This window comes from Rhodococcus sp. OK519, assembly GCF_003051005.1.
Taxonomy (GTDB): Bacteria; Actinomycetota; Actinomycetes; order Mycobacteriales; family Mycobacteriaceae; genus Prescottella.
In genome coordinates, this window is record NZ_QAOW01000001.1 from 680,970 (window position 1) to 697,655 (window position 16,686).

General features: G+C 67.2%; 16 protein-coding genes. 15 read left to right on the forward strand and 1 reads right to left on the reverse strand.

All coding sequences use genetic code 11. The features are described from left to right. Positions 1-435: 435 nt before the first annotated feature. The gene (locus tag C8K36_RS24660) at positions 436-669 is read left to right on the forward strand and encodes a WhiB family transcriptional regulator (protein WP_181319440.1); all 234 of its coding nucleotides are present in this window, start codon (positions 436-438) and stop codon (positions 667-669) included. Between the two features lie 7 nt (positions 670-676). Here C8K36_RS24660 and C8K36_RS03260 read toward each other — a convergent pair whose 3' ends face one another. Next, positions 677-1,168 (reverse strand): metallopeptidase family protein, encoded by a 492-nt coding sequence (locus C8K36_RS03260; RefSeq protein WP_107982977.1) that lies wholly within the window; start codon positions 1,166-1,168, stop codon positions 677-679. Between the two features lie 155 nt (positions 1,169-1,323). On the opposite strand from C8K36_RS03260, the gene C8K36_RS03265 reads away from it, so the two are divergent. From C8K36_RS03265 to lpqB, 14 genes are all read left to right on the forward strand, one after another. Continuing rightward, positions 1,324-1,722: a DUF3499 domain-containing protein gene (locus tag C8K36_RS03265; protein ID WP_107982978.1), complete on the forward strand. Its 399-nt coding sequence runs from the start codon at positions 1,324-1,326 to the stop codon at positions 1,720-1,722. A gap of 210 nt (positions 1,723-1,932) precedes the next feature. After that, on the forward strand, positions 1,933-3,315 hold the full coding sequence (locus C8K36_RS03270; RefSeq protein WP_107982979.1) for a phosphomannomutase/phosphoglucomutase: 1,383 nt from the start codon (positions 1,933-1,935) through the stop codon (positions 3,313-3,315). Between the two features lie 80 nt (positions 3,316-3,395). After that, positions 3,396-4,517, forward strand: coding sequence for a tobH protein (locus C8K36_RS03275; RefSeq protein ID WP_107983728.1), 1,122 nt, complete (start codon positions 3,396-3,398; stop codon positions 4,515-4,517). Continuing rightward, positions 4,517-5,764, forward strand: coding sequence for a mannose-6-phosphate isomerase, class I (gene manA, locus C8K36_RS03280; protein ID WP_107982980.1), 1,248 nt, complete (start codon positions 4,517-4,519; stop codon positions 5,762-5,764). The genes C8K36_RS03275 and manA overlap by 1 nt, the downstream gene beginning before the upstream one ends. Positions 5,765-5,937: 173 nt before the next feature. Beyond that, positions 5,938-7,455, forward strand: coding sequence for an amino acid permease (locus C8K36_RS03285; RefSeq protein ID WP_107982981.1), 1,518 nt, complete (start codon positions 5,938-5,940; stop codon positions 7,453-7,455). A gap of 109 nt (positions 7,456-7,564) precedes the next feature. Next, positions 7,565-8,782, forward strand: a complete 1,218-nt coding sequence (locus C8K36_RS03290) for an alkane 1-monooxygenase (RefSeq protein ID WP_107982982.1) — start codon at positions 7,565-7,567, stop codon at positions 8,780-8,782. Next, positions 8,779-8,940: a rubredoxin gene (locus C8K36_RS03295; protein WP_107982983.1), complete on the forward strand. Its 162-nt coding sequence runs from the start codon at positions 8,779-8,781 to the stop codon at positions 8,938-8,940. The genes C8K36_RS03290 and C8K36_RS03295 overlap by 4 nt, the downstream gene beginning before the upstream one ends. Before the next feature lie 20 nt (positions 8,941-8,960). Then, on the forward strand, positions 8,961-9,143 hold the full coding sequence (locus C8K36_RS03300) for a rubredoxin (protein ID WP_107983729.1): 183 nt from the start codon (positions 8,961-8,963) through the stop codon (positions 9,141-9,143). Positions 9,144-9,177: 34 nt separating this feature from the next. Further along, complete coding sequence (locus tag C8K36_RS03305; protein WP_107982984.1) at positions 9,178-9,786, forward strand: TetR/AcrR family transcriptional regulator; 609 nt, start codon at positions 9,178-9,180, stop codon at positions 9,784-9,786. A gap of 74 nt (positions 9,787-9,860) precedes the next feature. Next, entirely contained in the window at positions 9,861-11,339 is a 1,479-nt protein-coding gene (gene ahcY / locus C8K36_RS03310; RefSeq protein ID WP_107982985.1) for an adenosylhomocysteinase, read from the forward strand. Positions 11,340-11,558: 219 nt separating this feature from the next. Beyond that, on the forward strand, positions 11,559-12,227 hold the full coding sequence (locus C8K36_RS03315; RefSeq protein WP_107982986.1) for a dTMP kinase: 669 nt from the start codon (positions 11,559-11,561) through the stop codon (positions 12,225-12,227). A 135-nt stretch (positions 12,228-12,362) separates the two neighbouring features. Then, positions 12,363-13,040 (forward strand): MtrAB system response regulator MtrA, encoded by a 678-nt coding sequence (gene mtrA, locus C8K36_RS03320; protein WP_107982987.1) that lies wholly within the window; start codon positions 12,363-12,365, stop codon positions 13,038-13,040. Next, on the forward strand, positions 13,037-14,884 hold the full coding sequence (mtrB, locus tag C8K36_RS03325; RefSeq protein ID WP_107982988.1) for an MtrAB system histidine kinase MtrB: 1,848 nt from the start codon (positions 13,037-13,039) through the stop codon (positions 14,882-14,884). Before mtrA ends, mtrB begins: the two co-directional genes overlap by 4 nt. Continuing rightward, positions 14,881-16,653, forward strand: a complete 1,773-nt coding sequence (gene lpqB / locus C8K36_RS03330) for an MtrAB system accessory lipoprotein LpqB (protein WP_107982989.1) — start codon at positions 14,881-14,883, stop codon at positions 16,651-16,653. The genes mtrB and lpqB overlap by 4 nt, the downstream gene beginning before the upstream one ends. Positions 16,654-16,686: the final 33 nt, after the last annotated feature.

Sequence of the window (16,686 nt, forward strand, 5' to 3'; positions counted from 1 at the left end):
GTTGTACCACGCTGTGTGGACGGGCGCGGATAGTAAACGACTTTTCCCATTCGGCTTGACCCGACACGCCAGGGCATGTCTAATCACATGTATGTCATTCCAAGCTCGAGGGGCGAGTTCACTTGGATCGGCTGTCGGCCCGAGTCATCTTTCGGGCAGTTGCGCGTGTGGCCCTCGGAACGAGAACGGCACAACGTTTTTCGAGATCGATCGACATATTCTGCGCTAGAACACAGGTGGGGAGGCGGAGCGATGCAGTACCAGCAATACGAGTACCAGCAGTATGAGTTCAACACTCCTCTGAGCGTGGTCGCCGACGAGCCGCGGACCGAGTCCGATGCGGTCGCCGGTAGTGAGACCACCGGATTCGTCGGTGCCGAGTTCGAACTCGGCGTGGCCGTTCCCCAGCTCAGTCTGATCCCGGGGCTCGATGCGATGTTCGACCCCGCCGAGGATCAGTGGCAGGACCGCGCACTGTGCGCGCAGACCGACCCGGAAGCGTTCTTCCCTGAGAAGGGCGGCTCCACTCGCGAAGCCAAGCGCATCTGCCTGGGGTGCGAGGTGCGGGGCGAGTGCCTCGAGTACGCGCTTGCCAACGATGAGCGGTTCGGCATCTGGGGCGGACTCTCCGAGCGCGAACGCCGTCGCCTCAAGCGCGGCATCATCTGAGAAGCCACTACTCGTCGGTTTCGGGGAGATCGGGATCGATCACCTCGGGGTCCACGCCGAGATAAGTGGACACCTGTTCCACGAGAACGTCGTGCACCAGATCCTCGAGGTCATGAGGATCCTTGGCGCGCAATTCCATCGGTCGCCGGAACAGTACGATGCGTGCGCGCGTCGCCGTCCCGTGTCGATCGATGCCTGCGGGAATGAGTCGCGACAGGGGCACCGGCCCGTCGGCGACCACTTCCGGTGGCCAGTTGACCGAATCCGGGTCGATGGCCCGAATCCGCGGTACGTCGTCGACCGCGATATCCAGCTTGGTGAGGCGATCGTGCCATCGTGCGTCGATGGGCTCGAACGCGCCCAGCACCAGCTGATCGAACTTTTCCGCGCGTGTCCGCGCCGCCGGCAGATCCGGCGGGAAGAGCGGTCCCCGAATTCCGCGGCCCCGGCGCGCGACCGAACGCGACGTCAACGGGCGGGGACGACGAGCTCTGGCCATGACGTGGAGATTACAGCGATCCCCGGACAACACGCCCCGGACACTGCCGCCGGCCGGCGGTACGGCGATGTGGGCGGCCGGAGACGGCTCCCGGAAGCGTTTCCTCGGTGTGTCCGAGTAGGCCAACCGGACACTTGGGGATAGTCTCCTTGCTTGTGAGATCACTGCGTCGATGCTGCCGGCCTGGGTGCAAGAACCCTGCTGTCGCGACCTTGACGTACGTGTACTCCGATTCCACCGCTGTCGTGGGTCCGTTGGCCACGGTGGCCGAGCCTCATTCGTGGGACCTGTGTGAGACGCACGCGTCCCGCATCACCGCCCCCAAGGGCTGGGAACTCGTCCGCTACGAGGGCGGATTCTCATCCAGCACCCCCGACGAGGACGATCTCACCGCGCTGGCCGAGGCGGTCCGCGAGGCCGGACTGGGCGAGCGTCCCCGTTCCGAGGACGGCTCTCACGAGGCTCGTTCCGGCATGTCGGCGCCGTCGTCGCCGCCCACCGCGCGTACCGGTCGGCGCGGTCACCTGCGGGTCTTACCCGACCCGGCCAACTGATCCCGAGCGCGCAGCACAGCTTCGGTCGACTCGCCCTGCTCCCGCACGAACGCGCATCGAAAGCGCACCGAGCGTAAACGTCCCGACCGACGCCGCCGCTCGGGAGGCGGACTCGGTGCAGTCACCACTAGGCTCGGTGATCGACCCGGTGGACGACTCGGCTCTACGTGCATCGTCTGTCGCATCTACGAACAGCAGGAGTAACCAGAAGTGGCTCGATCTGTCGAATCCGTGAATGCCGTGATCAAGGCCTACGACGTGCGTGGTGTCGTCGGTGAGCAGATCGATGCCGACTTCGTCCGAGACGTGGGCGCGTCGTTCGCCCGACTGGTGCGGGACGAGCAGACCGGCGCCGCGCAGGTGACGCGGGTCGCGATCGGACACGACATGCGTGAGTCGTCACCCGAACTCTCCCAGGCGTTCGCCGAGGGCGTCGTGGGGCAGGGACTCGACGTCGTGCACATCGGGCTCGCGTCGACCGACCAGTTGTATTTCGCGTCCGGTGTCCTGGATTGCCCCGGTGCGATGTTCACGGCGAGCCACAACCCCGCCAAGTACAACGGGATCAAGCTGTGCCGCGCGGGCGCCAAGCCTGTCGGACAGGACACGGGTCTCGCCGACATTGCCCGTGAGGTCGCCGAGGGCGTGCCCGCGCACGACGGGGACATCGGGTCCATCACCGAGCAGGATGTGCTCGGCGAGTACGCGAGCTTCGTCCGCGGTCTGGTGAACCTGGCCGACCTGCGGCCGCTGACGATTGCAGTCGACGCCGGCAACGGCATGGGTGGCCACACGGTTCCCGCGGTGTTCGAGCCGATGCCCGTCACGGTGCGGCCGCTGTACTTCGAACTCGACGGCAGCTTTCCCAACCACGAGGCCAACCCGCTGGATCCGGCCAATCTGGTCGATCTGCAGAAGTACGTGCAGGAGACCGGCGCCGACATCGGACTGGCCTTCGACGGCGACGCAGACCGTTGCTTCGTCGTGGACGAGAAGGGCAACCCGGTCTCGCCGTCGGCAGTGACGGCTCTGGTCGCCGAGCGTGAGCTCGCGAAGGAGCCCGGCGCCACCATCATCCACAACCTCATCACGTCGCGGTTCGTGCCGGAACTCGTCGAGAAGCTCGGGGGCGCGGCCGTCCGGACACGGGTGGGGCACTCTTTCATCAAGCAGCAGATGGCCGAGACCGGCGCCGTCTTCGGCGGCGAGCACTCGGCTCACTACTACTTCCGCGAGTTCTGGGGTGCCGACTCCGGCATGCTCGCCGCCCTGCACGTGCTGGCGGCGCTCGGGGAGCAGGATCGTCCGCTGTCGCAGCTCATGGCTGCGTACGAGGGTTACGCCGCGTCCGGCGAGATCAACTCGACCGTGGCCGACGCGACCGAGCGGACCGAGGCCGTCATCGCGCTCTTCGCGGACCGAACGGTTTCCGTCGACCGCCTCGATGGCGTCACGGTCGACCTCGGCGACGGCGCCTGGTTCAACCTGCGTGCCTCCAACACCGAGCCGCTGCTGCGCCTGAACGTCGAGGCACGCACGCCCGCCGACGTCGATGCGCTCGTCACCGAGATCCTCGGAACGGTCCGCACCTAGAACGTCGATTGCTGGGATACTCGAGACACCTGGACTCGTCGGGGGGACAGGGGTGTGGGTGAAAGGGAGGTGTGTTCGCGATGACAGCTCCGTCGTCTCTGCTCGACCTCGACGATGTCGAAGCACTACTCAATGCCGATATCGACGGCACACTCAGATTCGCGGCACTCGGTGGCGCGCAGATCCGGGCCACGCAGGCCGCGGTCCACGAAGATGCCCTGTCCCGGCTGCACGGGATGCAGCCGCGCAGCGTCGTCCTCGTCAGCGGTGACGGCTGCGCGTCGCGGGCGGCGGAACTGATCGAGGCCGCAGTCGGCAGCCGGATCGGCGTTCCGGTGGTCGGGTCCGTGGGCACTCCGCCGTGGGTGGGTCCGCTCGATGTAGTGGTCGTCGCGGGCGACGATGCGGGTGACCCGCGGCTCGTCGAGTCCGTGGACAGCGCGCTGCGCCGCGGTGCCGAGGTCGTCGTCGTGGCGCCCGACGAGGGGCCGCTGCGCGCTGCGGGCGCGGGCCGCGCAATGGCCCTGCCGCCCCGCATCGCGGTCCCCGATCATCACCGTCTGCTGCGGTATCTCGCGGCCTTCCTCGCCGTCCTCGTCGCCGTCGAGGCGGAGCGGACGACCAAGGTGATCCCCGATCTCGATCGCCTCGCCGACGCGGTCGATGCGGAGGCAATGCGCGACCACCCGTCCAACGAGATCTTCCACAATCCGGCGAAGGCACTGGCCGTGCGGATGCAGGGGCGACGGGTCGTGTTGACCGGTGACACCCGGATGTCGGCAGTGGTGGCCCGGCACGGCAGCGAGACGTTGCTGCGCGTCGGCGCGGGAGTGTCGGCGGCCACGGATCTGCCCGGCGCTGTGAGCGGCGCGCTCCGATTCCCGGTGGCGGCGGGGGTGGGGGCGGGATACGACCCGTTCTTCCACGACGAGGAACTCGACGGACCCGCGCCGGCACAGGGTGTGCGTGTCCTCGTTCTCGCGCTCGAGGCCGATCGGCAGCTCGTCGAACGCCGCATCGCGTCTCTCTCCGACGCGGATGTCGTCGTCGCCGACGACACCGAGGCCACGGCAGGCCTCCCCGTTCCGGGGCCTGAGGTGGCTGGGCCGCCCGGTACGCGGAACGAGTTGGAGCAGATGGCAATCCTCGTCGGCCGCCTCGAGATGAGCGCGGCCTACCTACGTCTGATCGGTGGTAACTAGTGCGCCAACTCGAAGGGGCGCTCCGGTCATACGCGTGGGGGTCGCGGACGGCGCTCGCGGAACTGAGCGGTCGTCCGAGCCCCAGCGCGCACCCGGAAGCGGAGTTGTGGCTGGGAGCGCATCCGGGCGATCCCGCGCACGTGATCGAGGAGAGCGGTGCTCGTTCGTTGCGTGACGTCATCGACGAGGCGCCGCTCCACGAACTCGGTGAGCGCAGCATCGCGGCGTTCGGTGAACGACTGCCCTTCCTGCTGAAGGTGCTCGCAGCCGAGGAACCGTTGTCGCTGCAGGCGCATCCCAGCGCGGAGCAGGCCCGGGAAGGGTTCGCGCGCGAGGACGCCGCGGGTATTCCGCTGGATTCGGCCGAACGCAACTACCGCGACGCCAGCCACAAGCCCGAGCTCGTCGTCGCACTCACCCGGTTCGAGGCGCTCGCTGGGTTTCGGGATCCACACCGCACCGTGCGGTTCCTCGACGCACTCGGCGTCGCCCAACTCGAACCGTACGTCGGGTTGCTGTCGGGTCAGCCCGACCCCGACGGCTTGCGGGCGCTCTTCACGACGTGGATCACGCTGCCGCAGCAGGCACTGTCGGCCCTGCTGCCGCCCGTGCTCGACGGCTGCGTCGATTATCTCTCCCGCCCGGACGCCGCCGGGGCAGAGTTCGTGCCCGAGGCCCGCACGGTGCTCGAGCTGAGCGAGGGTTACCCGGGGGATGCCGGGGTGCTGGCGGCGTTGCTGCTCAACCGCATCACCCTCGAGCCCGGGCAGGGTTTGTTCCTCGACGCCGGAAACCTGCACGCCTACCTGCACGGAACCGCCGTCGAGATCATGGCGAACTCCGACAATGTCTTGCGCGGCGGGCTCACCCCCAAACACGTGGACGTTCCCGAGTTGCTGCGGGTGCTCGATTTCGACTCCGTCGACGTTCCACTGCTTGCGCCCGACGCCACCGGGAGGGTCGGCGAGGTCGCGTACGCGACCCCCGCCCCCGAGTTCGTACTGTCCCGCATCGACCTGGATGCGTCGGACGCGGGAGCCGGAGTGTCGGTGACGATCGAGCCCGACGGCCCGCAGATCCTGCTGTGTACGTCGGGTGCGGCCAAACTCGGATGCGGCGCGCAGTCCCTCGTCCTCGAGCGAGGCGGTTCGGCGTGGATCTCGGCGTCGGACAACGAGGTTCACATCCAGGCGTGCGCCGACGAGACCCAGATCTTCCGTGCCGGCGTGGGTCGTGTGACGACCTGACGTCCGGTCGCACCGGCTGCCGCCGACCCCCTGGCGGGTGAGCCTGATCTGTACCGCATTACCACCTGATTGGAGCGGTGCCGGGCATTGTCCGGTGGCGTGTCACGAAACCCTGCTGACGGCAGCGTCCGGGCATAGGCTTTTCACCATCCCAACCTCCCGAGGAGGCCGCGATGGTGGCACCGAATCGGAAGCCTGCGCGCAACCGTTCAGGACTCTTCCGAACCAAGTCGATCGAGCAGTCGATCCTCGAGACCGACGAACCTGAGACGAAGCTCCGCAAGGATCTGACGTCGTGGGATCTCACGGTCTTCGGCGTCGCGGTCGTGATCGGCGCCGGAATCTTCACTCTCACGGCGCGTACTGCCGGCAACGTGGCGGGCCCGTCGGTGTCCCTGGCGTTCGCGTTCGCGGCGGTCGCGTGTGCGCTCGCCGCACTCTGCTACGCCGAATTCGCGTCGACGGTTCCGGTCGCCGGCAGTGCGTACACGTTCTCGTACGCCACGTTCGGTGAGTTCGTGGCCTGGATCATCGGCTGGGACCTCATCCTCGAGTTCGCGCTCGCGGCATCGGTGGTGGCGAAAGGCTGGTCGCTGTACCTCGGCGAGGTCCTCGGCAGCGCGACCCCGGTGTTCCACATCGGGTCGCGCGAGATCGACTGGGGCGCTGTCCTGATCATCGCGATCATCACGGTTCTCCTGGCGACGGGCACCAAGCTGTCGTCGCGAGTCTCGGCGGTGATCACGGCGATCAAGGTCATCGTGGTCCTGTTCGTGGTGGTCGTGGGTGCCTTCTTCATCAAGCGCGAGAACTACTCCCCGTACATCCCGCCCTCGGAGTCCGGATCGACGGGTGAGGGCATCCACCAGTCGCTGTTCTCCTTCGTCACTGGCGCCGGCGGCAGCACGTTCGGCTGGTACGGCCTCCTCGCGGCGGCCAGCCTGGTGTTCTTCGCGTTCATCGGCTTCGATGTCGTCGCGACGACGGCCGAGGAGACGAAGAATCCGCAGAAGGCCCTTCCTCGAGGCATTCTCGGCTCGCTCGCCATCGTGACCGTGCTCTACGTGGCGGTCTCGCTCGTGCTCACCGGGATGGTCAAGTACACCGACCTGGCGGGCGACGACTCGACGCTGGCCACGGCCTTCGCGCTCAACGGGATGGACTGGGCCAAGAACCTCATCTCGTTCGGCGCCCTTGCGGGCCTGACCACCGTCGTCATGGTCCTCATGCTCGGGCAGACGCGGGTGCTGTTCGCGATGTCGCGCGACGGACTGATGCCCCGGGCCCTGGCGCCCACCGGCAAGCACGGAACACCCGTACGGATCACGTGGCTCGTCGGCGCGGTGGTCGCGATTCTCGCGGCGTTCTTCCCGATCGGCACGCTCGAAGAAATGGTCAACATCGGCACGCTGTTCGCCTTCGTGCTCGTGTCGATCGGGGTGGTGATCCTCCGCCGGACGCGGCCCGATCTGCCCCGCGGCTTCCGCGTTCCGTTGGTGCCCCTCGTCCCCATCCTCGCGGTCCTCTCCTGCCTGTGGCTGATGTTCAATCTGTCGGTCGAGACCTGGCTGCGCTTCGTGGTCTGGATGGCGTTGGGCGTGGTCGTCTACTTCGCGTACAGCCGACGGCACTCGATGATTTCCGTTCGGGAGCGCGCAGCGGCCCGAACGGATGCGCCGGAGAACACATGACAGGTTTACAAATCACTCCATTTGTCTAGACGCCGTACAGCTCGCCGCGTATCGTCCACTTCAGGGTGATGCCGCTCACTATCGAGTGGCCTCGAGGAAGGGGACGACGATGGTGGCGGGCGAAGCGGTCGACACGAACGCGCCGGTCTGGCGGGACAAGAAGCGCTACCTGTGGTTGCTGGGGCTGATCCCGCCGACCGCGATCTTCCTCGCGCTCGGACTCGTCTGGCTGTTCAACCGAATCGGGCTGGAGGCCGTCGCTCCGGTGTGGTGGTGGATCGGTCCGCTGCTCGTCTATGTGCTGCTGCCCATTCTCGATCTGGCGTTCGGTGCCGACGGCCAGAACCCGCCCGACGAGATGATGGAACAACTCGAGAACGATCGCTACTACCGCTGGTGCACGTACGCCTACATTCCGCTGCAGATCGTGACCGTGGTGGTCGCCTGCTACCTGTGGTCCGCGGACGACCTCGGGTGGCTCGGAATCGACGGCGGTCTGGGGGTGATCTCGAAGATCGGTCTGGCCATCAGCGTCGGGTGCGTGGCCGGCATCGGCATCAACACCGCGCACGAACTCGGTCACAAGAAGGACGAACTGGAACGGTGGCTGTCGAAGATCACGCTCGCGCAGTCGTTCTACGGGCACTTCTACATCGAGCACAACCGCGGCCATCACGTGCGCGTCGCGACACCGGAGGATCCGGCGAGTTCCCGCTTCGGGGAGAGCTTCTGGGCGTTCCTGCCGCGCAGCGTGTGGGGCAGCATGCGCTCGTCGTGGCACCTCGAGAAGGCGCGTCTCGGACGTCTCGGCAAGGGGCCGTGGACAATTCACAACGACGTCCTGAATGCGTGGCTGATGTCGGTGGTGCTGTTCGGGGCGATGATCGCGATCTTCGGCTGGGAGGTGACGCCGTATCTGGTGTTGCAGGCCGTGTTCGGGTTCACGCTCCTCGAGACCGTCAACTATCTCGAGCACTACGGACTGCTGCGTCAGCGCACCCAGAGCGGCCGCTTCGAGCGGTGCACGCCCGCGCACAGTTGGAACAGTGATCACATCTGCACCAACATCTTTCTGTACCACCTGCAGCGGCACAGCGACCACCACGCCAACCCGACGCGTCGCTACCAGACGTTGCGCAGCATGGACATTGCGCCGACCCTGCCGAGCGGGTACGCCAGCATGATCATGCTGGCGTACGTGCCGCCGCTGTGGCGCGCGGTGATGGACCGGAAGGTCCTGGCCCACTACGACGGCGACATCACGAAGGTCAATCTGCAGCCGAGCAAGCGGGAAAAGCTGCTCGCGGGATACGGGGGAGCGGCATGAGCGCGTATCGGTGTCCGGTGTGCGAGTACGTGTTCGACGAGGCCACGGGGGCGCCTCGTGAAGGATTTCCCGCCGGTACCGAATGGATGTCGGTGCCCGACGACTGGTGCTGCCCCGACTGCGGGGTCCGGGAGAAGATCGATTTCGAACCCGTGTGACGGGGAACAGGACAGTGATCATGAAGGACTACAAGCTCTATCAGTGCGCGCAGTGCGGATTCGAGTACGACGAGGGGTTGGGCTGGCCGGACGAGGGCATCGCGCCCGGCACCCTGTGGGAGGACATTCCGGACGACTGGCGCTGCCCCGACTGTGGTGCCGCGAAGGAGGACTTCTTCATGGTCGAGGTCGAGCGCAGCTGAGCCGCGACCATTCTGCGCCGATAGGGTCGACGCCATGACCGAGCCACATTCGCGGGTGCCGTATCAGGAGGCGTCGCGTCTTCTCCTGCGTGAATCGATCCTGGATACGGTCCACGACTTCCTGCTCGAACGCGATTGGTCGGGAGTCACGATGACGGACGTCGCGGCCGTGGTGGGGGTCAGTCGTCAGACGCTGTACAACGAGTTCGGGTCCCGGCAGGGTCTCGCGAACGGTTACGCGCTGCGCCTGGTCGACAGGTTCGTCGACGCGGTCGCGGACGCGGTGTACCGACACGAGGGCGACGCCCACACCGCGTTGGTGGACGGCTTCACTGTCTTCTTCCAGGCCAGCGGCGCCGATCCGCTGGTTCGATCGTTGCGGACGGGCGCCGCGAAACCGGACCTACTGCGCATCGTGACCACCGACAGCGCACCGCTGATCGAGCGCGCCACGGGGCGGCTGGCAGAGACCTTCAGGCTGAGCTGGATTCAGGCGTCGGACACCGATTCGACGGTGCTGAGCCACGGCATCGTGCGCATCGCGCTCAGCTACGTGTCGATGCCTCCGACGTCCGATCGGGACGATGCGCGCGAGTTGGCGGCGCTGCTGTCCCCCTTCGTCGACGTCGTGACCCGGGCGTGAGGCACTGCCCGTCTCCGGGGTGCAGGGCTACCCGATAGCCTGAATGCATTCCAGACAGCGAACAGGAGAGACACATGACGTCCTCAGTTTCAGCGGCGCCCGTGGCCGAGCAGCGTAACGGTATCGATTTCAAGGTGGCGGATCTGTCGCTCGCCGAGTTCGGCCGCAAGGAGATCCGGCTGGCCGAGCACGAGATGCCGGGCCTGATGGCGCTGCGGCGCGAGTACGCAGACGTGTTGCCGCTCAAGGGTGCTCGCGTGTCCGGCTCGCTGCACATGACGATCCAGACCGCGGTTCTGATCGAGACCCTGGTCGCGCTCGGTGCTGAAGTTCGATGGGCGTCGTGCAACATCTTCTCGACACAGGATCACGCGGCCGCGGCCGTCGTCGTCGGTCCGCACGGCACCGAGGAGGAGCCCAAGGGCGTCCCGGTGTTCGCGTGGAAGGGCGAGACTCTCGAGGAGTACTGGTGGGCCGCCGAACAGATGCTCACGTGGCCCGGCACCACCGCGAACATGATCCTCGACGACGGCGGTGACGCCACGATGCTGGTGCTGCGCGGCGCACAGTACGAGAAGGCCGGCGTCGTGCCGCCTACCGACGACGAGCACGACTCGGACGAGTACAAGGTGTTCCTGGCGCTGCTGCGCAAGTCCCTCGAGGCCGACGCCGGTAAGTGGACCGCGGTCGCGGAGTCCGTCAAGGGTGTCACCGAGGAGACCACCACCGGCGTGCTGCGCCTGTACCAGTTCGCCGCCGCCGGTGAGCTGGCGTTCCCGGCGATCAACGTCAACGACTCGGTCACCAAGAGCAAGTTCGACAACAAGTACGGCACCCGCCACTCGCTGCTCGACGGCATCAACCGCGGCACCGACGTTCTCATCGGTGGCAAGGCCGCGCTGGTGTGTGGCTACGGCGACGTCGGCAAGGGTTGCGCGGAGGCGCTGCGTGGCCAGGGCGCCCGCGTCACGGTCACCGAGGTGGATCCGATCAACGCGCTGCAGGCGCTGATGGACGGGTTCAACGTCAAGACCGTCGAGGAGTTCATCGGCGAGGCCGACATCGTCATCACGGCGACCGGCAACAAGGACATCATCTCCTTCGAGCACATGAAGCAGATGAAGCACCAGGCGATCCTGGGCAACATCGGTCACTTCGACAACGAGATCGACATGGCCGGTCTCGAGCGCGCGGGTGATGTCACGCGGATCAACATCAAGCCGCAGGTCGACGAGTTCACGTTCGCCGACGGACACTCGATCATCGTGCTGTCCGAGGGCCGCCTGCTCAACCTCGGCAACGCGACCGGTCACCCGTCGTTCGTGATGTCGAACTCCTTCGCAAACCAGACGATCGCGCAGATCGAGCTGTGGACCAAGCCGGAGGAGTACGACAACGAGGTCTACCGTCTGCCCAAGCATCTCGACGAGAAGGTCGCAAAGATCCACGTCGAGGCGCTCGGGGGTTCCATCACCAAGCTGACGAAGGATCAGGCCGACTACATCGGCGTCGACGTCGAGGGCCCGTACAAGCCGGAGCACTACCGCTACTGATTCACATGCGGCATTCGTCGTAAGCGCAGTCGGCAACGGCCGGGGATCGTCGTCACGATCCCCGGCCGCTGCCGTTGTCCGCCCACCTCGTGCCCGGGGACGTCCCGATCGCCGGTGACCGGATCGGGGCGGTCTCGAGTGCGCCGGGCCGGCGACGCCGGGGCCCTCCCACCGCGGGCTTCCGGCGTCCGCGGTCGCACACCGATAGGCTCGACCCTCGTGGGAATTCTGATTGCCCTGGAGGGGCTCGACGGTGCCGGCAAACGGACGCTCGTCGGCAAGGTCGTCGCTCGACTCGAATCGGACGGCCTGGACGTCGCCACTCTCGACTTTCCCCGCTACGGCGCATCGATCCATGCAGACCTCGCGTCCGAGGCGCTCAAGGGTGCGCACGGCGACCTGAGCGGGTCGGTGCACGCGATGGCGGTGATGTTCGCGCTCGACCGCGCGGGCACGGCCGACCGGCTGCGGGAACTCGTCGCCGCACACGACATCGTCATTCTCGACCGCTACGTCGCCTCCAACGCCGCGTACGGCGCCGCGCGGATGCACGAGCAGGGCGACGGCGAGTTCGTCGGCTGGATCGAGAATCTCGAGTTCGACCGGCTCGGGCTGCCGCGCCCGGATCTCCAGCTGTACCTGGACGTGCCTGTCGCGCTCGCGGAGGAACGCGCACGCAGGCGTGAGGCGGTCGACAGCTCCCGGGCACTGGACGCGTACGAGAAGGACAGCGGCCTGCAGAAGCGGACCGGCGAGGTGTACCGCGAGTTGGCCGCAGCGGACTGGAACTCGCCGTGGTGGACGCTCACACCCGATACCGATCCGGGCATCCTGGCCGATAAACTGGCAGTCTTGCATCAGCGGACATGCCCGCCGCCGCAACATTGAGCGGCACGTCGCCGTGACATTGAGCGGCACGCCGCGGTGACATTGAGCGGCACGCCGCGGTGACATTGAGCGGCACGCCGCGGCGCGTACGCGTCTTTCCACATCAAGCAGCCTCGAAGATGTAACGATAGGGATATGAAGCCAAGGATTCTGGTTGTCGACGATGACACGGCGCTCGCCGAGATGCTCACCATCGTGCTTCGCGGTGAGGGGTTCGAACCCTACGTGGTGGGCGACGGCAGCCAGGCACTCGCGGCGGTTCGGGAGACGCGGCCTGACCTGGTGCTGCTCGACCTGATGCTTCCCGGCATGAACGGCATCGACGTGTGCCGTGTGATCCGGGCGGAGTCGGGTGTGCCGATCGTGATGCTCACGGCCAAGACCGACACCGTCGACGTCGTTCTCGGGCTCGAGTCCGGCGCCGACGACTACATCATGAAGCCGTTCAAGCCGAAGGAACTGGTCGCCCGGGTCCGCGCGCGCCTGCGTCGCACGGAGGAGGAGCCCGCCGAGGTGCTCAGCATCGGCGACATCATGATCGACGTCCCGGCGCACAAGGTCACGCGCGACAACGCGTTGATCTCGCTGACGCCGCTCGAGTTCGATCTGCTGGTGGCGCTTGCCCGCAAGCCGCGTCAGGTGTTCACCCGCGAGGTGCTGCTCGAGCAGGTGTGGGGCTACCGTCACGCCGCCGACACCCGCCTGGTGAACGTGCACGTTCAGCGCCTGCGCGCCAAGGTCGAGAAGGATCCTGAGAATCCCGAAGTGGTTCTCACCGTCAGGGGGGTCGGCTACAAGGCCGGACCGCCGTGATCGGTGCCGGCAGAAAACGCCGGCGGGTCAACAGGGCATTCTCGCCACTGATCCGCTGGTGCCGGGCTTCCGGCAATTGGCTCGCCCATTCGTGGCGGAGGTCGCTCCAGCTCCGGGTGGTTGTCTCGGCGCTGTCGCTGTCATTGATCGTCATCACGATTCTCGGTGTGGTGCTCACCAGTCAGATCACCGATCGCCTCCTCGACGCGAAGATCACCGCGGCGAGCGAGGAGCTCGACCGTGCCCGCAGCACGGTCGAGGCGCAGTTGTCCGGCGCCGACGACAGCGGATCGCTGCAGGTTCGCTTGGACGCGGCCCGGCTCGCCCTGACCAACCGCGAGACCGACGGGGGCCAGACGTCGGGGTCCGCGGGTACGTTCGACCCCGTCCTCATCGTGCCGGGCGACGGGCCGCGTGAGCCCACGTCCAGTGGGCCGGCCAGCCAGGTCCCCGAGAGTCTGCGTGAGTTCGTCCGCGCCAACCAGATCAGCTACCAGTTCGCGACGGTCAACGATCCCGACGGATACTCCGGTCCCGCGCTCATCATCGGCAGCCCCACCGCCTCGGACATCTCCACGCTCGAGCTGTACCTGGTGTTCCCGCTCGCGAGCGAGGACAGCAGCCTGTCATTGATGCGCGGAACGCTGCTGATCGGTGGTGCGGTGTTGGCCGTGCTGCTCGCCGCGATCTCGATGCTCGTGGCCAGGCAGGTCGTGCTGCCGATCCGGTCGGCGTCGCGTATCGCGGTCCGGTTCGCGGACGGCCGGCTCAAGGAACGCATGCCGGTCCGCGGCGAGGACGACATGGCCCGGCTGGCGATGTCGTTCAACGAGATGGCCGAGAGCCTGTCGAAGCAGATCACGCAGCTCGAGGAGTTCGGCAATCTGCAGAAGCGGTTCACGTCCGACGTCAGCCACGAGCTCCGGACTCCGCTGACCACCGTGCGAATGGCAGCCGACCTGATCCACGACAGCAGCGACGACCTCGACCCGGTGCTCAAACGATCGTCGGAGCTCCTGGTCGCCGAGCTGGACCGCTTCGAGAGCCTGCTCGGGGATCTGCTCGAGATCTCGCGACACGACGCCGGTGTTGCGGAGTTGGCGTCCGAACAACTGGATCTACGGATGTGCGCGCGTGCCGCCATCTCGACGGTGCGCCATCTCGCGAAGGAGACGTCGACCGAACTGATCGTCGACCTGCCCGAGGAGCCGGTGGTGGCGGAGGTCGATCCGCGACGGGTCGAGCGCATTCTGCGTAACCTGCTCGCGAACGCGATCGACCACAGTGAAGGCAAGCCCATTCTCCTGCGCTTGCGCGCCGACGACGATGCCGCCGCATTCATCGTGCGGGATCAGGGTGTCGGTCTGCGCCCAGGGGAGGAGAAGCTGGTGTTCAACCGGTTCTGGCGGTCGGACCCGTCGCGCGTCCGGAGGTCCGGGGGCACCGGACTTGGCCTGGCGATCAGCGTCGAGGACGCCAATCTGCACAACGGCACACTCGAGGCCTGGGGCGAGCCCGGTGCGGGTGCGTGCTTCCGTCTGACTCTTCCCCGTGTGCGTGGTCGCAAGGTGACGAGGAGTCCGCTGCCGCTCAAGCCGGGCACCGCGAAGTACCTGCAGGGCCAGCCGCTGCCGGGCGCACCCGACACAGCAGAGGCCGCCGACACCTCGATGGCCGACGGCGCAGTCGTGGAGGCCTCGCTCTCCCCGTTCCCGGCTCCTTCGGCGCCGCTCGCCCCGCCCGCGTCCGAACCCGCCGTGACGGAGGCCGATCAGCCGATGGAGCCCCAGCCCGATCCGGACGAGAGCCCCACCGTGCCGAGGGTGCGGGAGAAGGAATCGTGAGCCGGACGCGTGCGGCGGTGTGCGCGGTCGTCGGGGCGGTGCTCATCGGGGTGACGGGCTGCGCCAACCTGCCGGATTCGTCTGCGCCGCAGGCTATCGGAACGATCGAGCGCGCGATGCCGACGACGAGCGTCGAGGCTCCGGCGCCGGGGCGGGAACCGGATCTGTTGCTGCGGGACTTCGTCAAGGCGAGCACCGATCCGACCAACCGGCACCTGGCCGCGCGTCAGTTCCTGACCAAGGACACCTCGGCGCGGTGGGACGACGCCGCGAGCGCGACGATCGTCGACAAGATCGACCTCATCCTCGAGTCGCGCACCGCGGACCGCGCGGTGTACACGATCCGTGCCAACCGCGTGGGACAGCTCGAGCCGGGTGGTCTCTACCAGGCGCAGGAGGGCACCTACGAGGCGAAGTTCAGCTGGGTGAGGGTCGACGGCGAATGGCGCATCGACGACCTGCCGTCCGGTGTCATCATGGACCGGCCTCAGTTCTTGAACTCCTACCAGCGCAAAGCGTTGTACTTCCTCGACCCGAGCGCGACGACCGTGGTTCCGGACCCCCGGTGGGTCGCGGCGAGCCAGGATCAGATGGCGACGCAGTTGATCGGCCTGCTCATCGACGGACCGAAGCCGTCGCTCGCCGGTGCGGTGCGTAACGAACTCGGCTCCGGGGTGTCCGTGCTCGGCACCATCACGAAGGCGGACGGGCGTTCGTCGCAGGTCGGAGTCGGACTCGGCGGCATCCGCGTGGACTTCCAGGGTCTGAGCAAGATGAATGCGCAGTCGCGTGAACTGCTTGCGGCACAGGTGGTGTGGACGCTGGCCAACGCCGACATCTCCGGACCGTACGTGCTGATGGCCGACGGTCAGCCGCTCGATGCCCGCTACCCGGACGGGTGGACCACAGCGGACGTGGCGTCGTTGAACCCGCTCGCGACGACCAGTGCCACCGTCGGGCTGCATGCTCTGCGCGGCGGCGGCCTCGTCAGCGTCGAGGACGCGGTCGTCATGCCCGTCCCCGGGTACTTCGGGGCATCGGACAATCTCCGTTCGGTCGCGATCTCGCGTGACGGAGCACTCGCGGCGGCGGTCGCCGAGACACGGCGCCCGGCGCCCGAACCGCAGACCGCGCTGGTGGTGGGGACCTACGACGGCAGCGTGGCTACCGCACTCGAGGCGCAGTCGGTGACACGACCGTCCTGGGGTCTCGACGGTGCCAGCGTGTGGGCCGTCGTGAACGGTTCGACAGTGGTGCGGGTGGTGCGCGAGACCGGCACCGGCAAGCTGACCACCATGAACGTCGAATCCGGGGCGATCAGCGTGCTCGGCGGGCCGATCACGGAGCTGAGGCTCTCCCGCGACGGTGTCCGTGCGGCACTGATCGTCGACGGCAAGGTCTATGTCGCCACGGTGGTCCAGATGCCGGACGGGGCGTACTCGCTCACGAGTCCGCGTGCCATCGCACACGGGCTCGGCGGCCCGGCCATCTCGCTCGACTGGAGCAACGGGGACACGGTCGTGGTGGCCCGCGGCGGATCCGACGTCCCGGTGGTCCAGTTGGCGGTCGACGGGTCGCGCATGGACTCGCTGCCGAGCCGGAACCTGACGTCGCCGGTGACGGCCGTCGACGCGACGTCGACCACCGAGTACGTCGCGGACGCGCGAGCGGTGTTCCAGCTCAACAACAACGACCCGGCCGGCGACCGGTACTGGCGTGAGGTGCCCGGACTGACCGGCACAAAGGCGATTCCGGTCCTTCCGGGCTGACGCGGGCCCACCTGTGTCGGTGGTGGGCGGCAC

Excerpts from the sequence above, each read along its gene's own strand:
- C8K36_RS24660 (WP_181319440.1), top strand. The coding sequence starts at position 436 with ATGTTCGACCCCGCCGAGGATCAGTGGCAGGACCGCGCACTGTGCGCG.
- C8K36_RS03260 (WP_107982977.1), bottom strand. The coding sequence starts at position 1,168 with ATGGCCAGAGCTCGTCGTCCCCGCCCGTTGACGTCGCGTTCGGTCGCG.
- C8K36_RS03275 (WP_107983728.1), top strand. The coding sequence starts at position 3,396 with ATGACAGCTCCGTCGTCTCTGCTCGACCTCGACGATGTCGAAGCACTA.
- C8K36_RS03285 (WP_107982981.1), top strand. The coding sequence starts at position 5,938 with ATGGTGGCACCGAATCGGAAGCCTGCGCGCAACCGTTCAGGACTCTTC.
- C8K36_RS03290 (WP_107982982.1), top strand. The coding sequence starts at position 7,565 with ATGGTGGCGGGCGAAGCGGTCGACACGAACGCGCCGGTCTGGCGGGAC.
- C8K36_RS03295 (WP_107982983.1), top strand. The coding sequence starts at position 8,779 with ATGAGCGCGTATCGGTGTCCGGTGTGCGAGTACGTGTTCGACGAGGCC.
- C8K36_RS03300 (WP_107983729.1), top strand. The coding sequence starts at position 8,961 with ATGAAGGACTACAAGCTCTATCAGTGCGCGCAGTGCGGATTCGAGTAC.
- C8K36_RS03305 (WP_107982984.1), top strand. The coding sequence starts at position 9,178 with ATGACCGAGCCACATTCGCGGGTGCCGTATCAGGAGGCGTCGCGTCTT.
- ahcY (WP_107982985.1), top strand. The coding sequence starts at position 9,861 with ATGACGTCCTCAGTTTCAGCGGCGCCCGTGGCCGAGCAGCGTAACGGT.
- mtrA (WP_107982987.1), top strand. The coding sequence starts at position 12,363 with ATGAAGCCAAGGATTCTGGTTGTCGACGATGACACGGCGCTCGCCGAG.